This is a genomic window from uncultured Campylobacter sp., assembly GCF_905372745.1.
Lineage (GTDB): Bacteria > Campylobacterota > Campylobacteria > Campylobacterales > Campylobacteraceae > Campylobacter_A.
In genome coordinates, this window is the sequence record NZ_CAJPQR010000022.1 from 1 (window position 1) to 23461 (window position 23461).

Sequence of the window (23461 nt, forward strand, 5' to 3'; positions counted from 1 at the left end):
TTATTTTTATATTTTAAGTTACACTTTTTATTTTCGTTTAGACTAAATTTTTAATTTTAGGAGGAATTTATGAAGCAAGCCTTGCTTTTAAGCAGCTCTAGCTACAAGGATACGGGCTATCTTAGACACTGCAAAAACTGGGTGCATGATTTTATAAAAGAGTGCGGAGTCTACGGCGAGCAGGTGCTTTTCATCCCGTATGCCGGAGTAAGGCGCACGAACGACGAATACGAGCAAAAAGTCATCGACCGACTAAAATATAAAAATATCGCGTCTATCCATAAATTTAGCGATCCAAAGCGCGCCGTAGCCGAGGCTAAAGCCATCTGTATAGGCGGCGGAAATACCTTTGCGTTGCTTTACTATCTTTATAAATTTAATTTAATTGAAATAATTAAGCAAAGAGTGGAAACTGGAGTGCCGTATTTTGGTTGGAGCGCGGGCGCAAACGTCGCCGGAAGCACCATGATGACCACAAACGACATGCCTATCATTATGCCAAAAAGCTTTGACGCGTTAAATATCTTCCCGCATCAGATAAATCCGCATTTTATCAGCGGCAAGATCGCCGGACACAACGGCGAAAGCAGGGAGGAGAGGCTGGAGGAGTTTTTGATAATAAATCAAAAAAGCCTGATCTACGCGCTACCTGAAGGTACGGCTCTAAGGATAAAGGGCGAAAACGCAACCGTGATGGGCATGGATGAAAGCCCCGTCTTAAAAATGGCGTATCAAAAAGAAACCGAGTTCATAAAAGTCGGCGATAGTTTTAAATTTTAGCCGTTTTCGGTTCGCGGCTCAAATTTCAAATTTGAATCGGTCTTGAAAAAGCTTTCAAATTTGGATTGAGTATCGGTCGGCGACAAAAATAAAAAGATTAAATTTGACTCAAATTTAGCGCGCAAAACTTAGGCGGCGCAAATTTGAGTCAAATTTGAAACAAGTATAAAACACAAAACGAAAGGGGACAAAATGGCTACTGCTAAGCTAATCTGTGCGGTCATAGGCTTGATCGCCGTCGTGTTTTTATTGGTCAAAAAAAGAGAGACCAAAACCGTGCTCATCGGCGTGGGACTCGTGCTGTGCGTCGTCTGTCTAAATCCGCTCGGAGCGCTTGAGAGCTTTACGAAGTCGATGACTTCGGCCGGCCTTATCAAGGCCATTTGCGCCAGCATGGGCTTTGCCTACGTTATGAAGGTGACTAAGTGCGACCAGCATCTAGTTTTGCTACTTACAAAGCCGATGAAAAATATCGGATTTTTGCTGATTCCGGCTACTTTCGTGCTGACTTATTTTATCAACATCGCTATACCGTCGGCTGCGGGCTGTTCGGCTGCGGTCGGGGCTACGATGATACCGCTTTTGATGGCATCGGGCGTACGTCCTGCGATGGCGGGAGCGGCGGTGTTTGCGGGTACGTTTGGCGGCGTGTTAAGCCCCGGCTCTGCGCACAATATCTTCGTAACCGACATGGTAAAAAAGACCAATGAAGCCTACACCGTCCAAGACGTGATCGGCGTACAGTTTCCAAACGCCGTTGCTGCCGGTATCGTCGTTTTGATCGTGATTAGCTTGACGGCGATTATCTTTAAAGATTATCAAAAAGGGCAGGATTTCTCGCCTAAATCTACAAGCAACGCGGCTGAAGCGACGCAGACGAAGGTAAATTTACTCTTTGCTCTAGCGCCCCTCATCCCGCTAGTTATTCTAGTCGTCGGTGCGGTAATAAGTAGCTATGCTAGGGATTTTTTCTTGACGAATTTGAATAGTATCGTAGCGGTACTGGGCGATCCGCGGGGCGTTAGCGTCGAGAAATTTTTCGGAGATCATTACGGCCTTTTTGTAGCGATTAAGTATTTTAGCTGGATGAATATGGGTGTGGCCGAAGCTATGATCCTTGGCGCTATCATCGCGGTTTTCATCACGTGGACGAGCCCGGAAAAGATCACCAAAGAGTTTTTTAACGGTATGGGCAGCGCCTACGCCGAGGTTATGGGTATCATCATCGCAGCTGGCGTTTTCGTCGCGGGTCTAAAGGCGTGCGGCGCGATCGACGCGGTCACCGAGTGGCTAAAACACTCTCAGGAGTTCGTGCGCTACGGCGGTACTTTCGTGCCGTATCTCATGGGTACGGTTACGGGCTCGGGCGATGCGGCTACTATGGCGTTTAACCAAGCTATCACCGTTCATGCTGCGGATCTTGGCTTCGCGCAGGATAAACTAGGCATGGCCGCTGCGATCTCTGGCGCGCTAGGCCGCTCGTCGTCTCCTATCGCTGGTGCAGCGATCGTGTGCGCGGGTCTTGCGATGGTTAGCCCGGTCGAGATAGCTAAGCGAACGGCTCCGGCGATGGCGATAGCCGTGTGCGTCATAGCGTTTTTTATGCTCTAAATTTACAGAGCTAAATTTGATAAAGTCGGCGCTTTGCCAACTTTGCGTTTGCTGGGGCGACGCCTGTCGTCCTGGCTCATGATTTGGTTTTTGCGAGAGATTTTTATACGTACAGCTGCTTGCCGCTAAAATTTAAGGCTAAAACGGCAAATTTTACCATCAAATTTACCGAGTCGAATTTGCCGCGCAAAGGCGGTCAGTGTTATTTTTGAGTAAATTCTTTATAGCGGTCGCAGGCTAGCTCGGACTCCATATCGCACGCTTTTTTGAGGTATTTTTCGGCCGCGTTTGCGTCCTCTTTGACGCCTCGTCCTTTTGTGCGTATAGGTTGCCTAGATTGTAGTATCCGCCGCCGTTGCCCATGTCGCAGGCCTTGACGTAAAATTCGCTGGCTTTTGCGTAGTATTGCTTCAAGCCGCGTCCGTTTGCGTAGGCAAAGCGTAAATTTGAACAACCTGCTTCGTCGCCCATATCGCACGCTTTTGCGTAAAGCTCGGCGGCTTTTTTGCCGTCCTGTGCCGCGCCGCTTCCGTTGTCGTATAAAAGGCCCAAATTTGAGCAGCCGGCGCTGTTACCTAATTTGCAAGCCTTTGAGTAGAGCTCGGCCGCTTTTTGATAGTCTTGCGCGGCTCCTTCCCCGGCGTTATCGTACAAGACTCCAAGCTCGTAGCAGCTTGCGCCGTTTCCGCGGTCGCACTCCCTTTGCAGCGCGTCTAGATCGGCGCCGACAGCTAAAGCCGAAGCCGCGATCAGCGGTAAAAATATCTTTTTCATTAAATTTGCTCCTATTTAAATTTGCTTTCGCATTTTACGCAAAGCGAGCTTAAAATCGGACGAGAGGGTTAAATTTGACGTAAATTTGGGTTAGCGCCGTAAAGAGGCGGGTCTTGACGGCGTAAAAATAGCGATATGAGAGCTGCAACAAGCAAATTTGAGAGCGAATTCGCCCTCAAATTTGACCGAATTTATTTCTCTGCTATGATTTTTACGATCTCGCAGACGACGTCGCTAGCCGCGCGTAGTGATTTTACCGGCAGATACTCGTAGATGGAGTGAAAGTTGTGCGCGCCGGTAAAGAGATTCGGACACGGTATGCCTTTTTCCGAGATGACCGCGCCGTCGTAGCCGCCTCGCATCGGGATGACTTTTGGCTCTATGTTTAGCCGAGCGTAGGCCTGCTTGGCCGCGACGACTGGCAGGCTGTTTTCGCCGCCCTCGAGGTAGTTAAATACGTTTTTATAGCGGTCTTTTAGGCTGATTTGAATTCTGTGCGCGCCGTAAATTTTAGCAAACGAGTCGGCTAGATCTTGCAAAAATGCCATGCGCTGCGCGTATTTTGCCTCGTTAAATTCGCGAACGTCGAGCTTTAGCACGGTCTTTGCGCTGTTGCCCGATAGCTCCTTAACCCAGTAGTAGCCCTCGACGCCGTCCGTGTACTCGGGTGCTTCGCCGCCGGGTAGCATCGAGATAAATTTGTGCGCGAGTAACAAGGAATTTACGAGCTTGCCCTTGGCATTCATCGGGTGCGCGGACTGCCCGACGAAGGTCACGACCGCGTCGCCGGCGTTCCAGTTTTGATAAATCAGCTCGCCTATGCCGCAGCAATCAAGACAGTAGGCAAAATCAGCCTTGATCTCCGAGACGTCAAGCGCCTTGGCACCGCGCAGGCCTTGCTCCTCGTCGGGCAAAAAGCCAAACGTCACGTCGCCGTGCTCTATTTGCGGGTTTTGTATGAAAAACTGCGCGGCGTTTACGATGGCGGCGATCGCTGCCTTGTCATCCGCGCCTAGCAGGCTGGTGCCGTCGGTTACGATGAGATCGTCTCCGACGTAGTTTGCAAGCTCCGGAAATTCGCTAAGTTTGAGCGTTATGCCCAGTTCTTTATTTAGCGTGACGTCGCCGCCCTTGTAGCGCACGATTTGCGCCTTCGTGTCGTTTTTTTGCTCCGCGCTCGTATCAAGGTGCGCGAAAAACGCCACAGAGGGCAGCTTTTTAGCGGAATTTGATGGCAAAACGGCCGTAGTTATGGCGTTTTCTCGTCTTTTTATATTTTGCAGGCCAAGCTCTTTTAGCTCGCTTTCTATCAGCTTTGCCAGATCGTGCTCGGTAGGGTTTGAAGGCATGATACCCGCCGCGCCCGCTTCGCGGTTTGTGGTTGTGTTGATCTTCGTGTAGCGCAAAAATCTCTCGACTATGTCCATGTTTGCTCCTAAATTTGGGATAAAATTTATGAAATTATACTATCTTTTAATTAAGCTTAAAATAAAAATTTAATTTCTTCGGACGGATTTAAAATTTAAACGGTATAATTCGCAAACCAAATTTAAAGGAGCAAAAATGCGAAATTTACGCTACGTAAGCGACTTTTCGGACTTTCATCAGGTTTTTTCGGCGACTCTGGGCAAGATGGCGACCGTGCAAAATAGATTTGCGGATATCGTCGGCAATCTCGACTGGAACGCGGATTTTGACAGCTGCGAGATAGCTTTCGGCGATCAAATTTACAAGATACAGCTTATCGGCAGCGAGTCGGATGTGAGCGACACGTGGCTGTGGGGATTTGCCAATCAAAGCGGCCTTAGCCCCGAGGCGACGGCGTTTTCGCACGAGATTTTGCGGGCGGGACGGGAGTGGGGCTTGCAGGCTTTTAGCGAACCGAGTTTTGAGCTTGATGAGATGTTTAACGGGCATAATCTATCCATCGCCGCGTGCGGAGCGGCGGGCGAAAATTTATGCTACTACGGTTGCGAGCACGATAAGGGTTGCGCGTTTGTAGCGATCATGGATGCGCCGGCCTCTCTTTTTAAGCCTCTTGGCGCGCACGAGTTTGTTAAAATCGCAAGCGACTGCATACAAGATTTTGACGTCGATCATAAAATTTTTATAAAAAGCTTTTTGGAATTTAACGGAGTCAAATTTGACGAAAATACCCAAAAGGGCGGATTTTTAAAAAGAGGAAAAGACGAAATCGTAGCTAAATTTGACAAAGAGCTTTTGATCGAATTCGACGATAAGGGTAGGATTTTGGAATTTAAATACGAGTTTTAGTTTGAGCGAGGCGATGAGCTAAAAGCCCACCGCCTTAAATTTACGAATGGAAGTGAAACTCGTCCGGATGATCGAGGGCGTAGCGAAATTTCTCCATATCTACTTTTTTATCCCAGATCGAGATAATCAGGCAGCCTACGGCGTTACCGCAGAGGTTTCCGACCGCGCGCATCTCGGACATAAATTTATCTACTCCAAGCAGTACCGCAACCGTGACGACTGGGATACCTGCGCTAGGAAGCGCGGCAAGCGTACCGGCAAGCACGATAAATCCTGAACCCGTGACGCCTACTGCACCCTTGCTAGTTACCATCAAGATGATGAGAATTTGTATCAGATGCTCGATGCTTAGCGGGATACCGAAAGCTTGAGCGAGGAAAATGACGCTAAGCGACAGGTAGATGTTCGTGCAATCAAGATTAAACGAATATCCCGTCGGTATGATGAGACCTACCGCGCCTTTGTGGATGCCCGCGGCTTCTAGTTTTTGCATGAGCGGGGCTAGCGCGGTTTCGGAGGAACTCGTCGCAAATACGATCAAGACTTCTTTCGCGATGAAGCGCATAAATTTAAAGATATTGACCTTCGCAAAATAGCAAATCGCGCCGAGAACCACGAAGATAAAAAAGCAGCTCGCAAGCGCCATAACAAAAAGCAGCTCAAGCATGCCTATTAGCGAACCGATGCCGAATTTACCGATCAAATACGCCATCGCAGAAAACGCCGCGACGGGGCTAAATAGCATCAAAATAGTAAGTAGTTTTAGCACCCAGTGCTGAATTATCTCAAGCGGTTTTAGGATTTTGCTTTTATGATCGTGTTTTAAAAAAGATATAATAACCGCCGTTACGATCGCCATAAATAGCACTTGCAGCGTATTTGACTTGATAAACGGATCAAGTAGATGCACGTAAGGGAAGATGCCGTCTACCGGCACCGCGCCGCGCAAAATATGAAGCGTATGGGCTATGAGTCCGCTGTTTGCGTCTATGCTCGAGGCTTGGCTCGTAAATTTCTCCACGCTAGAGGCGTCAAGTTTCGTATAGTCAAGGTGCATATCATGCCCCGGCTTTAGCGTCTCGCCAAAGATTATGCCTACGGCTAGCGCGATAGTGCTTACGACCTCAAAGTAAATAAATCCTTTAAGCCCGATAGAGCCTAAATCTTTCATACTCTCAAGCCCTATGATGCCCGAGACTATCGTTAAAAAGATGATAGGACCGATGAGCGCTTTTAGGGCTTTGATAAAGTAATCGATACCGGGCTTGCTCTGTATGCCTAAATCCGGGAAAAATACGCCCACGGCGATGCCTGCGACGATACCGAAAATCACCCAAAACGCGAGATTGGTAAGTAGTCTAACTATAAAAGGTTTTTGCGGCTTTGCCGCGATTGAAGCGTTTTGATTCAAGAAATATCCTTTACAATTTTAATAAATCGCATAAAACGAAATCGCGCGGATTATCAGAGCTCAAACTGCCGCCCGATTTTTATTAAATTTACAAACTCTCTAAAATTTCGATCGAGTTTATCTTATCGCCTTGCTTGATGCTATCTAGAGTCTTTAGGCTAGGCTCGTCCACGATCTGGCCAAACACCGTATGCACGCCGTCAAGGTGCGGCTGCGCGCTGTGGCAGACGAAAAACTGACTGCCGCCCGTATCGCGTCCGGCGTGCGCCATAGATAGCGCTCCGCGTTTGTGTTTGTGTTTTTGGCCTACGCACTCGCATTTGATGCGCCAGCCCGGCCCTCCGGTGCCCGTACCGTGCGGGCAACCGCCCTGGATCACGAAATTTGGGATCACGCGGTGGAAATTTAGCCCATCGTAAAAGCCGCTTTTGGCTAGGTGTGCGAAATTAGTTACCGCTTGCGGCGCTTCGTCGCCGTAGAGCTCGAGCTTCATATCGCCTTTTTCCGTGTGGATAACGGCAAATTTGAGCCTAGCAAGCTCGGCCGCGTCGATGTCGTAGATTTTTAGTTCGTCGTTTCTCATTTTGTTCCTTAAATTTATTCGATATTTGTATAAACAGCTTGCACGTCGTCGTCGTCTTCAAGCTTATCGAGTAGCTTTTCTAGTTCGTTCATTTGCTCTTCGTCTAGGCTTACCGGCGAATTTGCGATGTATTGCAGGCTGGCTTTTTTAGCTTCAAGCCCCAGCTTTTCAATACCTTCGCTAAGAGTGCCGAAGCTTGCGTAATCGCCATAGATATAAAGCACGCCGTCTTCCTCCTCGATCTCGGTTAGACCGAAGTCGATAAGCTCTAGCTCGATCTCGTCAAGCTCTTTTGCGGGCATATCAAGTTCAAAAACGCTCTTCCTCGTAAACATGAAATTTAGGCTTCCGCTAGGCAAAATTTCGCCGCCGTTTTTGCTAAATATCGCCTTGACGTTTGCGACCGTTCGAGTTGGGTTGTCGGTAGCGCACTCGACGATGATTTGCACGCCGTGAGCGCCCTTGCCGTCGTAAAAGATAGTCTTGATATCCGCGCTATCCTTGCCGCTGGCGCGTTTTATCGCCGCGTCGATGTTGTCTTTTGGCATATTTTGCGCTTTGGCCGCTGCTATCGCGGCGCGAAGTTTCGGGTTCATATCAGGCTCGGTGCCGCCCTCTTTAGCCGCTACGGTTATGGCTTTTGCGAGTTTTGGAAAAACCTTACTCATCTTGTCCCAGCGCGCTTCCTTCGCGGCGCGCCTATATTCAAACGCTCGTCCCATTTCGTTCCTTTAAAAATTTTTGCCCAATTATATCTAAAAAAATTTTGCATTTTTTTAAAAACGCGAGGTTTTGAGCGTATTAGCAAAAAATTTAGATTTAAGTCCTATAATCCGAATATGATTTTAAATGCCCAAAAAGACGACGCCGCGCGCTGCATAGAGCTGTTAAATTTAGCCATGGAGGACATCGCTTTTACGCTTAGCGGCGTGAGCGACCCCGTTAAGAGCGATGAAATTTTGCATAAATTTTTTAGAAGCGAGATAAACCGCCTAAGCTACAACAACGTTTTTGTTTGCAAATTTGACGGCGAGATCGCGGGTGTGATTTGCGCTTACGACGGAGGCGAGATTGAGGTATTGGATGAGCCTATTAGGGCGCATTTGCAAACGCTCGGTTTAAGCGAATTTCCGCAGACCGAGTGCTTCGCGGACGAGCTATACATAGATAGTCTTGCCGTGGACGAGAGATTTCGCGGACGAGGTATCGCAAAAGAGCTGATCAAATTTATCTTCGCCCTCGCGCCTAAACGAAATATCAAAAAAGTAGCTCTCATCGTCGATGAAAAAAAGCCTAAAACCATGGCTTTTTACGAGCGCTTGGGCTTTGAGACCGACTGCGAAATGATCATAAATTCTCACAAATACTACCATATGATAAAGGAGATAGGATGACTAAATTTAAGGTTGCTAATATCCACTGCGAAAACTGCGCAAACACCATAAAAAACGCTCTTGAGGACGAATACGGCGAGATAAAGGTCGATCTTGGCGTAGAACCAAGGGTCGTGAGCGTAAATTTAGACGGCAAGGACGAGGCGAAATTTAAAGAGGAGCTGGATGATTTGGGATTTAGCGTCATAGGGAAAATTTGATGCAAAATATCAAACTAAACATCGCGGGCATGACCTGCGTAAACTGCTCAAACGCCATCGAGCGCGTAACTAAAAAGATCTCGGGCGTGATAGATGCGAAGGTCAGCTTTGCAAACGGCTCGGGCGAATTTATCATAGAAAGCGCCGAAGTACAAGCCGCGATAGAGGAAAAAATAAAAAAACTAGGCTACGGCGTGGCAAAGGATTTGGCGGAATTTGAAGCCAAACGCGAGAAACATATCTTAAATTTACGCCGAAATTTCCTAGCCGCTGCAGCTTTTAGCGCGGTGATCATGGCGCTTGAGATGAGCGAGCAGCCAAGTGTGGCAAAATCAGCTATTATGCTCGCGCTTGCCTTTATTACGATAGCTACGTGCGGGCGGGATTTTTTCATCCATGCTTACGGCGCGCTAAAAAATAAAAATTTCGACATGAACGTACTCGTCGCGCTGGGAACAAGTACGGCGTTTGCGTACTCGCTGGGGGTTTTTATCGCGGGCGAGCACCTACCCGAAAACATGCGCCACCTCTACGTTTCTGGCGCAGCCATGATAACGGCTTTCGTGCTGCTGGGTAAATTTTTAGAAGAGCGCTCAAAAGCTCGCGCGGGCGATTATATAAAATCGCTCATGAATATGTCGCCAAAGACTGCTCTCGTACTACAAAAAGACGGTAGCGCGCTGGAAGTGGATGCCGTGAGCCTAAAAATAGGCGACGTCGCGGTCGTAAAGAGTGGCTACGCGGTGCCTTGCGACGGAGTCGTGATAAACGGCGGCGCAGAGATCGATACCTCGATGCTAACGGGCGAGAGCCTCCCTGTCTACAAGAAACAAGGCAACGAGGTCAATGCCGGAACGATAAATTTAAACGGCTACATCAACGTAAAGGTTACAAAGCTCGCTAATCAAACGCTTTTGTCGCAAATTTTAGAGCTTTTAAGCGATGCGTCGAGCAAAAAGATGACTATTAGCCGCTTTGCCGACCGCGTGGCAAATATCTTCGTGCCTATCGTGATAGCTATCGCCGTCGTTACGTTTTTTGCGTGGTTTGCGCTTACGGGAAATGCGCTGCAAGGCGTGCTAAGCGCGGTTTGCGTGCTAATTATCTCGTGTCCTTGCGCGCTGGGGTTAGCTACCCCGATAGCTATCGTCTCCTCGCTATCTCTAGGTGCTAAAAACGGAATCCTAATAAAAAATCCCGAAGTTTTAGAGGTTCTTGGCGGCGTGAAATACGCGGTATTTGACAAAACCGGAACGCTAACAAAGGGCGAAATTTCGGTAAATTTTACCGATATAAACGATGAAAATTTAGCCAAAATCGCCGCTCTAGAGGCTAAAAGCTCGCATCCGATATCTGCTGCGATCGTTAGATACGCAAACGAGCTCGGGCTTAAAATTTTAGGCGATGAAAAGGGCTTTGAAAATATCGCGGGGCGCGGCGTAAAGAGCGAGGACGGCAGCGTAATAGCGGGCAACGAGGCCTTTTTAAGCGAGCTTGGCGTGGAGATAAGTGCGCAGGCTAAAGAGCAAATCGCCAAAGCGCAAAACGAAGGAAACGGCGTAATACTCGCGGCCGTGGATAAAATTTACGTAGGATTTATCGCGCTTAGCGACAGGGTAAAGGACGACGCCGTGCAGGCTATCCAAAGCCTAAAAGATGCCGGCATAACGCCCGTGATGCTAACGGGAGATAACGCCTTCACCGCTAAAAACGTGGCTGGCAAGCTAGGCATAGAAAAGGTCTTTGCCGGCATGCTGCCTAATGAAAAATTTGAAACCATAAAACGCCTGCAAGAAGAGGGTGCGGTGCTATTTGTCGGCGACGGTATCAACGACGCCGCCCCGCTAAAACAAGCAAATGTGGGCATCGCGATGAGTAGCGGCGCGGATATCGCAAAAGAAGCCGGCGACGTAGTGCTAGTAAAAAATGACTTAAAAAGCGCGGTCGCTACGATAAATTTAGCCAACGAGACGATGAAAACGGTAAAGCAAAATTTGTTTTGGGCGTTTGTTTATAACGCCGTTTGTATCCCGGTTGCGGCTGGAGTTCTAGCGCCGTTAGGACTCATGCTAACGCCTGTTTACGGGGCTGCGGCAATGTGCTTTAGCTCGGTTACTGTCGTATTAAATTCGATCAGATTACGATTTAAGCAAATCTAAAATTTAGCCTAAATTTTGTAAAATCCCGCAAAAACACAAAGGAAAATGATGAATTTGGGTAAATTTTACGCCGTGATCGCAAGGATATTTGCGCTAAATTTCGCTCTGTCGCCGAGCGCAAAGCTTTTTAACGAGCTAAATAAAAATCCAAAATGGATAATAACAAACGATAGCGAAGCAAACGCCAAAGGACGCGCGCTATACGAGGAGTCGATAAAGGTCGAGAGCATCGAAGATATCGCGAAAGACTTTGCAAATTTGCAAAAATATTTTAACGCGGAGTTTTTTTTCGAGGGCGATAAGGCGAGGCTTGATGGCTTTTATAAAAAGTGCAAATTTAGCCCGAATTTAAACGTCAGCGCGCTTGATAGCGTAACAAACGAGCTTTCGTTTTTTTCGTGGATCGTCGAGCTAAAACAAGACGAGCTAACGAAGGAAATTTTAGGCGTTTTGCTAAGCTCGTATCTGCTACCCTACGCCAAAAAGCTAGCTCCAGTCCTGCAAAACGAAGCAAAAAGTAAATTTTACCGCGCGATGGGGTATCTTTTTGAGGATTTTGCGAGCGGCATCGAAAATACGCTAAAAGTCAGGGTCGTGCCTAGATGAGTTGGTGGAACGACTTTTATATAAATTTTAATCCCGTCGCGTTCGAGCTGTTTGGCATCAAGGTGCACTGGTACGGGATAATGTACGTCCTGGCGCTGCTCGTGGCGCTCGGGGTGGCTAAATTTATCGTCAAGCGCGATAATATGCAAATTTCAAATTCGATGCTTGATAATTATTTCTTTTGGGTGGAAATCGGCGTGATACTGGGCGCGAGGCTGGGCTACATCGTCATTTATGATCCAAATACCGCTTATTATCTCACTCATCCTTGGCAGATTTTTAACCCCTTTCACAACGGTGAATTTGTCGGCATTCGCGGTATGAGCTATCACGGCGCGGTGGTCGGGTTTTTGATAGCGACATGGGCTTTTTGCCGTAAATTTAAGCAAAATTTGTGGCAGCTTTTAGACCTCGTCGCGCTTAGCATCCCGCTTGGATATTTTTTCGGTCGCATCGGAAATTTTTTAAATCAAGAGCTTTTCGGTCGTATCACGGACGTCTCATGGGCGATCAACGTCGCAGGACAGATGCGCCATCCATCGCAAATTTACGAAGCCGTTTTGGAGGGGCTTGCAGTTTTTGCTATCCTTTTTGTTTATAGAAAATTTAAAAAATTTGACGGCGAACTTATCGCTCTTTATGCCATACTTTATACCTTTGCTAGGTTTGTATGCGAGTTCTTTAGAGAGCCTGATTTTGGGATCGGCTTTGTATTTTTAAATTTTTCTATGGGGCAAATACTGTCTTTATTAATGTTTGCATGCGGCATTTTCCTTTACATAATCTTAAATAAAAAATATACAAAGTTTTAAAAGGTTTTTAAAGTAATTTACGATACTATTACGCCGTTTTTATAGTGTCATAATTTAATTTTCTTTTAAGTTATGATAACTTATCTCAATTTTATAGGAGGGCTCATGAGTGGGCTAATCGAGGGCTTCTTGGGTAGGCAAGCGGATACGAAAAAAAGTCGTACTCCTGCCGTTTGGGACAGATGGCAAAGTATAACGGGACTGATTTTGGCCTGTTTTATTTTGTGCCACATGGTATTTACCTCTACCATTTTATTCGGCAAAGGCGCATTTAACGCCGTTGTAGGTTTTGCGGAGGCTAAATTTTTATTCGGCGAGGCTACGTGGTGGATCACTAACGTTATCGCTGCGGTAATATTCGTCGTTTTTATCGCTCACGCATTTTTAGCGATGAGAAAATTCCCTGCAAACTATAGACAATACATCATGTTTAGAGGTCACAAAGACCGCATGAAGCACCTTGACACTACGCTTTGGTGGTTTCAGTTTTTGACCGGTTTTGCTCTATTTTTCGCAGCCAGTGCGCACTTAGTCGATATAATATTTGGCGGACACATCACTGCCGATAAATCAGCGGCTGCATTTCATCAACTAGAAATTTTTTACTTCGCTTTACTTGTATTTATGGTCGTTCACGCTAGCGTGGGAATGTACCGCCTATACGTAAAATGGATAAGCATCGACGGAGTAAACAAACAAGAGATGTTCGCAAAAAGAAATAAAGCCAAAACAGCGATATTTGCGGTTTTTGGAGTGCTCGCGGTCATCGCGCTGATCGCCGATTTCGTGTGGATCAGTCTTTAGGAAAAGGAGCTTTAAAAAATGAACGTAAAATATTATGATGCATTGGTTATCGGAGGCGGTCTAGCGGGGCTTCGCGCTGCCGTTGCCGCTGGAGAAAAGGGGCTAAGTACGGTAGTTTTAAGCCTAATCCCGGTTAAGCGCTCGCACTCTGCGGCTGCGCAAGGCGGCATGCAAGCCTCTTTGGGAAATTCAAAAATGAGCGAAGGTGATAACGAGGACGTACACTTTGCCGACACGGTAAAAGGTAGCGACTGGGGCTGCGATCAGCAAGTTGCACGTATGTTTTGTCAAACCGCGCCTAAGGCGATTCGCGAGCTAGCCGCTTGGGGCGTGCCTTGGACTCGTATAACAAAAGGCGAGAGAAGCGCTATTATTAACGCTCAAAAAACGACTATCGTAGAAAAAGAAGAGGTCCACGGACTCATCCACTCTCGCGACTTTGGCGGAACTAAAAAATGGAGAACATGCTTTACGGCCGACGCCACCGGACACACTATGCTTTTTGCCGTAGCAAACGAAGCTCTAAAGCACAACGTCGAAATCCACGACAGAAAAGAAGCTATCGCGCTAATCCACGCAAACAACCGCTGTTACGGCGCGATCGTTCGCGATCTAGTTAACGGCGAGATCACGGCATACGTCGCAAAAGGTACGCTAATCGCTACGGGCGGCTACGGAAGGGTTTATAAGCACACCACAAACGCCGTAGTTTGCGAGGGTATCGGCGCAGCCATCGCTCTTGAGACCGGTGTAGCTCAGCTAGGAAATATGGAGGCGGTGCAGTTTCACCCGACTCCGATCGTTCCAAGCGGCATCTTGCTAACGGAAGGCTGCCGCGGCGACGGCGGAATTTTGCGCGACGTGGACGGATATCGCTTTATGCCTGACTACGAGCCTGAGAAAAAAGAACTAGCTAGCCGCGACGTCGTAAGCCGCCGCATCATGGAGCATATCCGCGCAGGCAAGGGTGTACCTAGCCCTTATGGCTATCACGTTTGGCTAGATATCTCGATCCTAGGACGCGAGCATATCGAGAAAAACTTACGCGACGTTCAAGAAATTTGCGAGATCTTTAACGGTATCGATCCTGCCGACACCGAAGTATATACCGACGAAAACGGTCGCCAACGCGGCAAGGGCTGGGCGCCGATCCTACCTATGCAGCACTACTCTATGGGCGGCATAAAAACTAAGCCTACAGGCGAGAGCCCGACGCTAGCGGGTCTATTTAGCGCCGGCGAGGCTGCTTGCTGGGATATGCACGGATTTAACCGTCTAGGCGGCAACTCCGTTTCAGAAACTGTCGTCGCAGGCATGATCGTGGGCGATTATTTTGCCGATTACTGCGGTAAACACGAGATCGAGATAAACACTAACGACATCGAAAAATTCGTTAAAAAAGAGGAAGACTATCTAAAGAGCCTTGTCGAAAAAGAGGGCAAATTTAACGTATTTGAGATCAAAAACAAAATGAAAGACATCATGTGGGAGCACGTGGCGATCTTTAGAACAGGCGAAGGTCTAGCCGTAGCAGTAAAAGAGCTAGAGGAGCTTTATAAGCAATCTTTAGACGTCAAAGTCGCAAACAAGGCGCTATTTGGCAACCCTGAGCTTGAGGAGGCCTACCGCGTACCGAAAATGCTAAAACTAGCACTTTGTATAGCAAAGGGCGCGCTTGATCGCACCGAGAGCCGCGGAGCGCACTGCCGCGAGGACTATCCGAAACGCGACGACCTAAACTGGCTAAACAGAACTCTAACTAGCTGGAAAGAGGGCGATACGCTACCAACTATCGTGTATGAGCCGCTTGATATTATGAAAATGGAAATTCCGCCGGCATTCCGCGGATACGGAGCTAAGGGTAACATCATCGAGCACCCCGACAGTGCCGTACGCCAAGCGCAGGTCGATGAGATCCGCGCCAAAATGGAAGCCGAAGGCAAAGGCAGATACGAGATCCAAGAAGCGCTAATGCACTATGATCTTCAGCCTAAATATAAAGCACCAAACGAAAGAGCAGGAATAGGATATGAGTAGAAAAATAACCATAAAAGCATTTAAATATAATCCGTTAAGCAAAATTTCAAAGCCGCATTTCGCGACCTACGAGCTAGAGGAAACAGACGGTATGACGCTTTTTATAGCGTTAAACCAAATTCGTGAGAAATTTGACCCTGATCTTAGCTTTGACTTCGTTTGCCGCGCGGGTATCTGCGGTAGCTGCGGTATGCTAGTTAACGGTACGCCAAAGCTTGCTTGCCGTACGCTAACCAAAGACTATCCAAACGGCGTGATCGAGCTTATGCCTTTGCCGGTATTTAAGCTACTAAAAGACCTAAGCGTAGACACGGGCAACTGGATGAACGCGATGAGTAAGCGCGTGGAGAGCTGGATACACACCGACCACGAGACCGATATCTCTAAGCTTGAGGAAAAAGTCGAGCCTGAAGTAGCGCAGGAAGTATTTGAGCTTGACCGCTGCATCGAGTGCGGTATCTGCGTAGCTGCGTGCGGTACGGCTATCATGAGGCCTGATTTCATCGGTGCGGTCGGACTTAACCGCGTAGCTAGATTTAAAATCGACGCGCTTGATAAACGAACCGACGAGGACTTTTACGAGCTTATCGGCGATGATGACGGCGTATTTGGCTGTATGACTTTGCTAGGCTGTGAGGATAACTGCCCTAAACACCTCCCGCTACAAAGTAGGATCGCGTATATGCGCAGAAAGATGGCTGCGGTAAAGTAGCCAAGGGGTCGTAAGACCCCCTAAATTTCTCTTTTTTAGCTTTTAGATTTAATATTCACGTTTTATCCGCTTTTAAATTTACGACTTTGCGACTACCGCCGAGGCTTATGCCGTATTGCCATATTTTTTTATTAAACGGCGTTAAATTTTAAATAAACCCTATTTGTTTAAATTTCGGCAAAATTAATTTTAAAAACGTCTTTTGGGTTATTTTCATCAGTTTAGCGATATCGCTCGTACGGCAAAACGGCGTTTTGATAAAATTTAAGCCGCCGTAGCGAACCCGCAAAATATCATGCGGGCCGCACCTTGGTATCAAATTTATAAAATCGCCGGACAAATTTGCCTATTCGTAGGCTGCTTTGTTTGGATTAAGGTATTTGAGGTAGGCTTGCTAAGATTAAGCGTGGGCTTAAATTTGCGCTTCGGCGTAGCTATTCGTTATCGTTTTTAATAGCGCCAAATCCGTAGCCGGCGCGCTTGCTTGCCAAAAAATGCGCTTACACAAGCGCTAACGTCCAAAAACCAAAACCGTGCCGCTATTAGAAGCCTTCGCTCACGTTTAAAAAAGATTTTGCCTAAACAAAGCCGCATGCTTGCGCTATGCAAACCTGATTACGGATAAAAGCGAATCTGCAGCGCGACTAGTCGCTGCATTATCGCTAGCTATGAGCGACAATGCCTTGCCATTTGCCGTGTATCAGCACTGCTGAGAGTAAATCGGAACGAAACGCGGCAGATTAACTGCGGCTATCCATGCTCGCTCGCAAGGTGCCGTTTACTAGATTTGCAAATGCGACCCCTATTTGGCGCGCAGAAATCAAAACGCTGCTAGAAAATGAAACCAAAAACGAGCGGTTAGTAAATGTTGCGTCTTGGCGCGGTTTTAGTAAGCTGGCGTATAAATTTTACTCGTTTGCCGGCTTGGCGATAGGCGGCTAAATTACGGCACCTAGCCTTTGCAAAAACCACCCGAGCAGGCGCAAGCAGCTAAAATTTAAGCATTTTTACCGTAAAATCTATACCTGATTTTGACTTAAAGGAAATAAAATGATTTTTAAATTTATCTGCGCGCTGGCGCTCATTTATAGCGTGAGTCTTGCCGCGCCTTATAGACCTTACGACCATGCGGCGATGCTAAAAAAGGACGCTAGCGGCAAACAAAGCATCGACATCGGCGGCATTTTTAGCGTGGTGGACGAGCTGTGGGCGCATGCGCGTCAGTATCCGCTAGCTTTTGATTCGCAAAGCGACCAGGAGCGCGCATCTAGCGATTTGCAGACGCTAGATAAGGCCTTTGCGTTTTTAAAAGAGCAGGGCCTAGCGACAAATTTAGACGATGATGCACTGGCGTATTTTGAGCTTTCGCAGGCTAGGATTTTTACGATGGAGCATAACTTTGACGTCGCTGGCGCGGCGCAAAAGGCGGATGCGGCGTATAAAAATTTATTGGCGCATCGTCCAAACGACGGCGAGATACATGCCGAATTCGGCGATTTTTTAGCAAATAGCGGGCGGCTAAGCGAGGCTAAAAACGAGTTTGAAACTGCTTTAAAACTAGGACAAAAGCGCTCAAACATGGGACTTGCTATGATTTGTCTGATGCAAAAAGACGAGATTTGCGCCAAGTCTTATCTACAAAAATACTTAGATTTTTATCCAAACGACAAATTTGCGCGAGAAATTTTAGGCGCGATAGAGGACGGAAGCCTAAAAATCGAGGAGAAGCGCTAGGGTTTGTTTGCGTTGCGGCTAGCGATAAATGCGGCGATTGCGAGTTCTAGCCAAGGCTTAATTTTCGGCTAAATTTTAGCAGCTAGAGAGAAAATTACGCATTTTTTGCTGCCGTTTCTCGCGCGGAGCGGTTTTGCGCGAGGCATGCATAATCGCCGCCGGTAGCGTGAGCCTAGTAAGAATTTAACAAAGCGCGCGCCGCTTTAGTTAGCGCAAGTTTAACGCCGAAAAACGGAGCCGAATTTGCTCGCCAACCACCGCGTCTTTAAGGGCAAATTTAAAAAACTCGGAGTAAAATTTAGCTAATTTGCCGTAGTTACGTAAAGCAAATTTAAATGAAAAACATGCCGCGACCGACCAATAAAATAGACCTGCTAAACGCTTCGGAGGCAAATTTTAAAAAGCTTTTATCGCTAGTTGAGAGCATGAATGAGGCGCAGCAAGAGGCCAAATTTGACTTCGAGGATAGAGATAAATGCGTCCGAGACGTACTTGCGCACCTTTACGAGTGGCACTTGCTTTTGATAAATTTTATCCAAAAAAACTTAAGCGGTGAGCGGGCTTCGTTTTTGCCGCAACCGTACAACTGGAAAACCTACCCGCAGATGAACGTGCAAATTTGGCGCAAGCACCAAGATACGCCGCTTTGCGAGGCTAAAGCTCTGCTAGCGCAAACTCACGAAAAAGTAACGGCGCTTACGGCAAATTTTAGCGACGAGGAGCTTTTTGCACGCAGATATTTTAACTTCACGGGCAACCTAAACCTCGCCGCCTACGTCATCGGCAGTACCTCATCACACTACGACTGGGCGATAAAAAAGATAAGAAAACATAAGAAAAGTTTGGAAAATTAGTTTGCGACTTTAGTTAAATTTAGACCTAATTTCGCGCGTTTGCAAACGGATTAGATTTATGCGGGCGTGGGCGGATTTTGATTGCTGCATTTGCGGCGCAAATTTGATTTTGTATCAATTTTAAGCGATAAATTTAGCGTAGCTAAATGGGGCGAATTCTTATATTAAATTTACCGTGTGTTTTGCGTAAATTTAATCCATAAGCGTCGCAAGCGGATTAAACCGGGCGCATAAATTTAAACCGCAGGCGAGCTTTAAAGCAAATTTAGCCATAGTCGCAAGAGCACAGTAGATTTGCTCGAAACTCGCAGCCTAAGCGCCGAAAAACAAAACGTAAATTCGCCGCTCTCGTTAAATTTGCCTGGATCTTTTAAGGCTAAATCCGCGCCGAAAAACGCAAAAATTAAACCCGTAAATACAGCGCGAGGGTTAAATTTGACTCGATTTGCGCTCGCATTTGTTTAAATTTAATGCGACAAAACGCACGAACAAGAAGCGGTTTGCGGTGCGTAGCTTGCGAAACGCCTTAAAACCGTATCAAAAAATGGCTCGGTAGATTTTCGGTTTTTCGTAAATTTAAATGCCGAATAAATCCGCGCTCTAAACAAAACTCGCGGCAACTAAAAACCGCTCGAGATAAATTTATAAAATTAAACGAGCAAATTTAAAATACATTCAAAAATGCTCCCAAAAATACTAAACGGAAGCAAAAACTTCGCGTCGCGTCCTATTTGAGTTTATTTTCGGCGGACAAACAGCGGGCGCAGGCATTTTAGCGCCACGAAAAGGCGTTTTAAACTCCAAAATTAAATTCATGGCTTACGTCAAATTTATGCGGGTTTACGAGGCTAAATTTACGACCCAAACGCAAAAATCAGATAAAAGGGTAGCGGACGCGTCAAATTTACGTCCGCGTGGCTAAAAGCTAGTTTAGAAGGTTAAATTTATATCCGAGTTGTAGCCAAAGCTCGTTGTTATCGGTCTTTCTAACGGCTCCTCTGGTATCAAAGTTCTTTCTCTCAAGAGCCGTATAGGTGACGCTTGCGCTTAGCCCTTTGACCCACGGCATATCGTAGCTAGCCTGCGCCGCCCAGCCTTGGACGTTCATGTGCGTGTTAGCCGCGGTCGGACCGGCATTGCGATGCGGGGCGTCTTGTTTGCCTTTTACTAGATGTAGTTTTGCTTTTAGGCCCTCGGCGCCCGCGTCTTTAAAGTCGTACTCAAACAAAAGCTTATGCGTATTCATACCGGCATAGCCCGTAAATACGAAAGGCCCGCGGATAGGAAGCAGCGTGTATGAGCCGGGACCGTTACCTAGACCAAACGCCAAAGCGTCGTTGTCGCCGACGGTCGTATAGGCGTAAGAGGCGCTAAAGCCCACGAAATCATAAATCCCCGCCCTTAGGCCGATCATATTTCCGTCGTAGTTTAGGTCTTCCAGGCCTCTTGTAGTGCGAGACCCCTTGTACATCGCGTCAAAACCGATCTTAAAGTCGCCGACGGGTACTTTATAGTTAGCCTCGGCTAGGTAGAAGTTGATGTCGCCTTGCAGCGCGCCGCGCCTAAGGTCGGTCACTCTAGCGTATGCGCCGGTTAGTTTTAGATTCGGGATGCTTTGATTTATGACCGCGCCGGTAAAGATATTGTCAAACTCATACGCCACGGGTCCCATGCCGCCTACTATAACTCTATCTTTAAAGTGCGGAGCGCGTCCCTCTTTGCCGCCAGCTACGACGGCGCTTCTACCTTGAAATTTATAGTACCAGCCGCCGATCAATGCGGTGTTTGGTATGTCTTTATTTACGATCGTTAGACCCTCAAACGCCTCTTTAAATGCGCGCGTCGGATTGCCCGCTACTAGCGGAGTATTTACGTATTGACGGCCGAATTTTATATCGGTCTGCCCTATACCATAGCCCAGATACGCTTCAGACATTACCGCGCCTTGCGTTCTCCACTCTTTGTCGTATAGAGTGCCGCTTTTTCTCATACTGTTAAACGGTAAGAAGTTGCCCTGCCCCGTAACGCCGAGTCTAAAGCCGTAAAACGGATCGGTCACGTAGCCGAGCTCAAGCTGTATAGACGTCAGCTGCTCGTCGTGTATCGGCGCGCGTTCGTCTTTTTGATCCGCGTACGTGGCTTGGATCTTGCCCGCTAGTTTTCCTTTGGTAAACGCCTCTCCAAAGGTATCGGCTGCGTTTGCGGCGCCCAAAAAGCCAAGCGCCAAAACGGCGGCTAAACTTAGTTCTGCTAGTTTCATAAAAACTCCTTGATTAAATTTAGCAAATTTACGTTCCGCAAATTTAATGCGGAACATTAATTTTTTTATTTAAGGATTATAGCACAGAAAATAATAAAAATCGCGTTAGATTTGTGATATTTGCTAAAAATATTGCCGATTTTAGGCAAATTTAGACGACCGAGCGCTCTTTAAGCAATGTATAAAGCTTGATCGTCGAGATAAAAAACGTCACGATCGCAGGCCCCAAGATAAGCCCCCAAAAGCCAAACGTCGAGATGCCCGCTATCATCGAGAAAAACAGCAACAGCTCGTTGATCTTTGTCGGGATTTTTACGAGCTTGTCGTTAATAAATTTAATCACGATCGGCTTTAAAAAGGTATCTGCGACGATGGAGATCACGACGATAGTATAGACGGCGATGACGATAGCGGCTGCGGTGTTGCCGTTAGCAAACTCGTAAAGGCTAATAGGCCCCCAAGCAAGCAAGCCGCCTACTACCGGCACGAGCGACGTAAAGGCAAAGAGTATGCCCATTAAAAAGCCGTTGTAGCCGTAGGAAATCGTGATGATAGCAAAGAGGCAACCCTGCAAAATCGCGTTTATCACGATAGAATAAAGCACGACGCTCATGACGTTGGCCACTTCGCTGAGGATAAACTCGCTCTCGCTCTCCTTCATCGGAAGTGCGTTTTTTAGGTAGCCAACAAGCTCGCTGCCGTAAAGTAGGGCGAAAAAGAAAAATACGAGGATAAAAATCACGTCTACGAGAAAATTTACGCTTGATTTTCCGATGCCGGCTAAATTTGCGATGAGATTTGCCGAGATGGCCTTGACGTCGATATCGGCGATCATCTCTTTGATTTTAGGCTCTAGAAATTTGATCGGTTCTGGTAGCTGAAATTTGCCGCTTTGAAAATAATCTAGCGTGTTTGTTATGTAGCCGGTGTTAAAGCTTGCCGCGTGTTTAGCCAGCTCGATCACGGCGTACAAAAGCGGCGCGATAAATAGCGAAAACAGCGCTAGCGTCGTAAGAGCCGCCGAGAGCGTTCTTTTGCCTTTCGTTAGTTGCAAAAATTTGACGTTTACGTTTGAGGTGGCGACGGCTAGCAAGGCGGCGATAAAGATATTTAGCAAAAACGGCTTAAAAAGATAGCCCACCAGTCCTAACGCGCACAGCATCAAAAGCCCGAAAAATATGCGGTTGTTTTTCATTTTTATCCTTTGGGGGCTTATTATATCAGATTTTGCGGGGTTTTGCGGACGGGCGAGTGGCGGATGCGGCGGCTTTAGCGCGACTGGGTAAAACAGGCGTAAATTTAGATGCGCGCGGGACGAGCAGCGGCTATCTAAGCGCATACGGCAAATTTAACGCTATTTTTGGGCAGATACGGCAAGCTTAAGGGAAAAATTCGGAGGCAAATTTGAATGCAAGATTAATTGATTTTTAAGGGGAGGGGAATAGAATGCCTTTGCATTTTATTTAAAGGAGATTTATGAGCGGTTTTTATCCGTTTGACGTTAAGCCCGAAACGTTTTACGAAAAGGGCGACTTTGAGGTCGTTTACGGTTTTAGCGGTAGTATGGGCGGCTGGCGCGTAGGCATGAGGTGGGAAAGCTCTATAGAGGGCAAAAACGGCTATCCCGTTACCAGAGGCGGCGAGCCTTGCTATTTTTTGATTTCCGAGGAGCTTGCTGCAGGGCTTTTAGAAAATTTACCTAGCCTTGGTGAGCCCAAAGACGGGCAAAGAAAAGAAGCTATCAAAAAACTAAAAGGAGAATGAAAAAGTAAAGTTTGGTATTGGCCGCGGCGGTACTCATAGGTTGCGGCAGCGATGGAGCAAAGGAGACGGATAAGGCGCCGTTTGAGGTACAGGCCAGAAGAGGAGCGGTTATCATAATCTCGTTGGAAGAAGGACTTAAGATATATAACATGGTTGTAAACAGAGGAAACTGCGGTACGTCTTGGAAAGTATATTCTAAAGATGGCGAATATCTTTTTGAGTTTGTCGCAAAGAAAAATGAAAATAGCGTGGAGGTAAAAGACAGAAAGTACCACAAAACGATCGAAACTCTAGCTATGTCGGATTTTTATGATAAATACGGCAAGGATAATGCGCTTGAGCTTAACTTTGGAGATAAGGGGGGTTTTTGGCGCAGACTGCGATCCTCTAGAAACGCAGATTGAGACAAATAAAGGCACTTGGTCGTTTAGTTTTAGATAAAACTTTAAAATTTTGGCGCTTTGGGTTTTTGCTCTCGCGCCGAAATTTACCGCCGCCATCGCACGATTCCAAGCCGTAAATAAAATCAAATTTTTCGCGCGATTTTCGCTCAAATTTCACCAAACCTACGACTTTCGTTTTAAAATTGACAAAATTTCGTAGCGGCTAAATTCACGCCTCTCTTAATTATCGACAAAAATACGATCAAATTTTACCCGCGCGTAAACGAAGGCGTTTTTTTACGTTCATTA

22 protein-coding genes are annotated in these 23461 nt (G+C 46.9%); 15 read left to right on the top strand and 7 right to left on the bottom strand.

The window, feature by feature from the left end:
- Positions 1-69: 69 nt before the first annotated feature.
- On the top strand, positions 70-780 hold the full coding sequence (gene pepE / locus QZ157_RS07145) for a dipeptidase PepE (RefSeq protein WP_295143676.1): 711 nt from the start codon (positions 70-72) through the stop codon (positions 778-780).
- Positions 781-972: 192 nt separating this feature from the next.
- Entirely contained in the window at positions 973-2391 is a 1419-nt protein-coding gene (gene dcuC, locus QZ157_RS07150; RefSeq protein WP_295143678.1) for a C4-dicarboxylate transporter DcuC, read from the top strand.
- 237 nt (positions 2392-2628) lie between these two features.
- Here the strand turns inward: dcuC and QZ157_RS07155 are convergent, their stop codons facing one another.
- Both QZ157_RS07155 and pepT read right to left on the bottom strand, forming a co-directional pair.
- The gene (locus QZ157_RS07155; protein ID WP_295143681.1) at positions 2629-3165 is read right to left on the bottom strand and encodes a tetratricopeptide repeat protein; all 537 of its coding nucleotides are present in this window, start codon (positions 3163-3165) and stop codon (positions 2629-2631) included.
- Between the two features lie 191 nt (positions 3166-3356).
- Positions 3357-4592: a peptidase T gene (gene pepT / locus QZ157_RS07160; protein ID WP_295143684.1), complete on the bottom strand. Its 1236-nt coding sequence runs from the start codon at positions 4590-4592 to the stop codon at positions 3357-3359.
- Positions 4593-4728: 136 nt separating this feature from the next.
- Between pepT and QZ157_RS07165 the strand changes: the two genes are divergently transcribed.
- Positions 4729-5439 carry a DUF6882 domain-containing protein gene (locus QZ157_RS07165; protein ID WP_295143687.1) on the top strand — a complete coding sequence of 237 codons (711 nt, stop codon included), beginning with the start codon at positions 4729-4731 and terminating at the stop codon, positions 5437-5439.
- A 40-nt stretch (positions 5440-5479) separates the two neighbouring features.
- Here QZ157_RS07165 and QZ157_RS07170 read toward each other — a convergent pair whose 3' ends face one another.
- The 3 genes from QZ157_RS07170 to QZ157_RS07180 all read right to left on the bottom strand — a co-directional run bounded on the left by QZ157_RS07170 (position 5480) and on the right by QZ157_RS07180 (position 8155).
- Entirely contained in the window at positions 5480-6850 is a 1371-nt protein-coding gene (locus QZ157_RS07170) for a cation:dicarboxylase symporter family transporter (protein WP_295143690.1), read from the bottom strand.
- Positions 6851-6938: 88 nt separating this feature from the next.
- Positions 6939-7433: a peptidylprolyl isomerase gene (locus QZ157_RS07175; RefSeq protein WP_295143693.1), complete on the bottom strand. Its 495-nt coding sequence runs from the start codon at positions 7431-7433 to the stop codon at positions 6939-6941.
- Between the two features lie 14 nt (positions 7434-7447).
- Positions 7448-8155, bottom strand: coding sequence for a YebC/PmpR family DNA-binding transcriptional regulator (locus QZ157_RS07180; protein ID WP_002953058.1), 708 nt, complete (start codon positions 8153-8155; stop codon positions 7448-7450).
- A gap of 117 nt (positions 8156-8272) precedes the next feature.
- Here QZ157_RS07180 and QZ157_RS07185 point away from each other — a divergent pair, with 117 nt between their 5' ends.
- From QZ157_RS07185 to QZ157_RS07230, 10 genes are all read left to right on the top strand, one after another.
- Positions 8273-8827: a GNAT family N-acetyltransferase gene (locus QZ157_RS07185; protein WP_295143697.1), complete on the top strand. Its 555-nt coding sequence runs from the start codon at positions 8273-8275 to the stop codon at positions 8825-8827.
- Positions 8824-9027, top strand: a complete 204-nt coding sequence (locus QZ157_RS07190) for a heavy-metal-associated domain-containing protein (RefSeq protein WP_295143700.1) — start codon at positions 8824-8826, stop codon at positions 9025-9027. Before QZ157_RS07185 ends, QZ157_RS07190 begins: the two co-directional genes overlap by 4 nt.
- Positions 9027-11186 carry a cation-translocating P-type ATPase gene (locus QZ157_RS07195; protein WP_295143701.1) on the top strand — a complete coding sequence of 720 codons (2160 nt, stop codon included), beginning with the start codon at positions 9027-9029 and terminating at the stop codon, positions 11184-11186. The genes QZ157_RS07190 and QZ157_RS07195 overlap by 1 nt, the downstream gene beginning before the upstream one ends.
- Positions 11187-11234: 48 nt before the next feature.
- Positions 11235-11792: a hypothetical protein gene (locus QZ157_RS07200; RefSeq protein ID WP_295143704.1), complete on the top strand. Its 558-nt coding sequence runs from the start codon at positions 11235-11237 to the stop codon at positions 11790-11792.
- On the top strand, positions 11789-12604 hold the full coding sequence (gene lgt / locus QZ157_RS07205; protein WP_295143707.1) for a prolipoprotein diacylglyceryl transferase: 816 nt from the start codon (positions 11789-11791) through the stop codon (positions 12602-12604). Before QZ157_RS07200 ends, lgt begins: the two co-directional genes overlap by 4 nt.
- A gap of 105 nt (positions 12605-12709) precedes the next feature.
- Entirely contained in the window at positions 12710-13408 is a 699-nt protein-coding gene (locus QZ157_RS07210; protein ID WP_122873524.1) for a fumarate reductase cytochrome b subunit, read from the top strand.
- 18 nt (positions 13409-13426) lie between these two features.
- Positions 13427-15445, top strand: coding sequence for a fumarate reductase flavoprotein subunit (locus QZ157_RS07215; RefSeq protein ID WP_185897649.1), 2019 nt, complete (start codon positions 13427-13429; stop codon positions 15443-15445).
- Positions 15438-16157 carry a fumarate reductase iron-sulfur subunit gene (locus QZ157_RS07220; protein WP_295143712.1) on the top strand — a complete coding sequence of 240 codons (720 nt, stop codon included), beginning with the start codon at positions 15438-15440 and terminating at the stop codon, positions 16155-16157. The genes QZ157_RS07215 and QZ157_RS07220 overlap by 8 nt, the downstream gene beginning before the upstream one ends.
- Positions 16158-17207: 1050 nt before the next feature.
- A complete protein-coding gene (locus tag QZ157_RS07225) occupies positions 17208-17891 on the top strand; it encodes a tetratricopeptide repeat protein (protein ID WP_295143715.1) in 684 nt (227 codons plus the stop codon).
- Between the two features lie 335 nt (positions 17892-18226).
- Entirely contained in the window at positions 18227-18745 is a 519-nt protein-coding gene (locus QZ157_RS07230; RefSeq protein WP_295143718.1) for a ClbS/DfsB family four-helix bundle protein, read from the top strand.
- A gap of 925 nt (positions 18746-19670) precedes the next feature.
- Here QZ157_RS07230 and QZ157_RS07235 read toward each other — a convergent pair.
- Together QZ157_RS07235 and QZ157_RS07240 are read right to left on the bottom strand one after the other, a co-directional pair.
- Complete coding sequence (locus tag QZ157_RS07235) at positions 19671-21005, bottom strand: OprD family outer membrane porin (protein ID WP_295143721.1); 1335 nt, start codon at positions 21003-21005, stop codon at positions 19671-19673.
- A 151-nt stretch (positions 21006-21156) separates the two neighbouring features.
- Positions 21157-22200 carry an AI-2E family transporter gene (locus QZ157_RS07240; protein ID WP_295143724.1) on the bottom strand — a complete coding sequence of 348 codons (1044 nt, stop codon included), beginning with the start codon at positions 22198-22200 and terminating at the stop codon, positions 21157-21159.
- A 281-nt stretch (positions 22201-22481) separates the two neighbouring features.
- Between QZ157_RS07240 and QZ157_RS07245 the strand changes: the two genes are divergently transcribed.
- A complete protein-coding gene (locus tag QZ157_RS07245; protein WP_295143727.1) occupies positions 22482-22769 on the top strand; it encodes a hypothetical protein in 288 nt (95 codons plus the stop codon).
- Between the two features lie 17 nt (positions 22770-22786).
- The gene (locus tag QZ157_RS07250) at positions 22787-23173 is read left to right on the top strand and encodes a hypothetical protein (RefSeq protein WP_295143730.1); all 387 of its coding nucleotides are present in this window, start codon (positions 22787-22789) and stop codon (positions 23171-23173) included.
- The last annotated feature ends 288 nt before the right edge of the window (positions 23174-23461 follow it).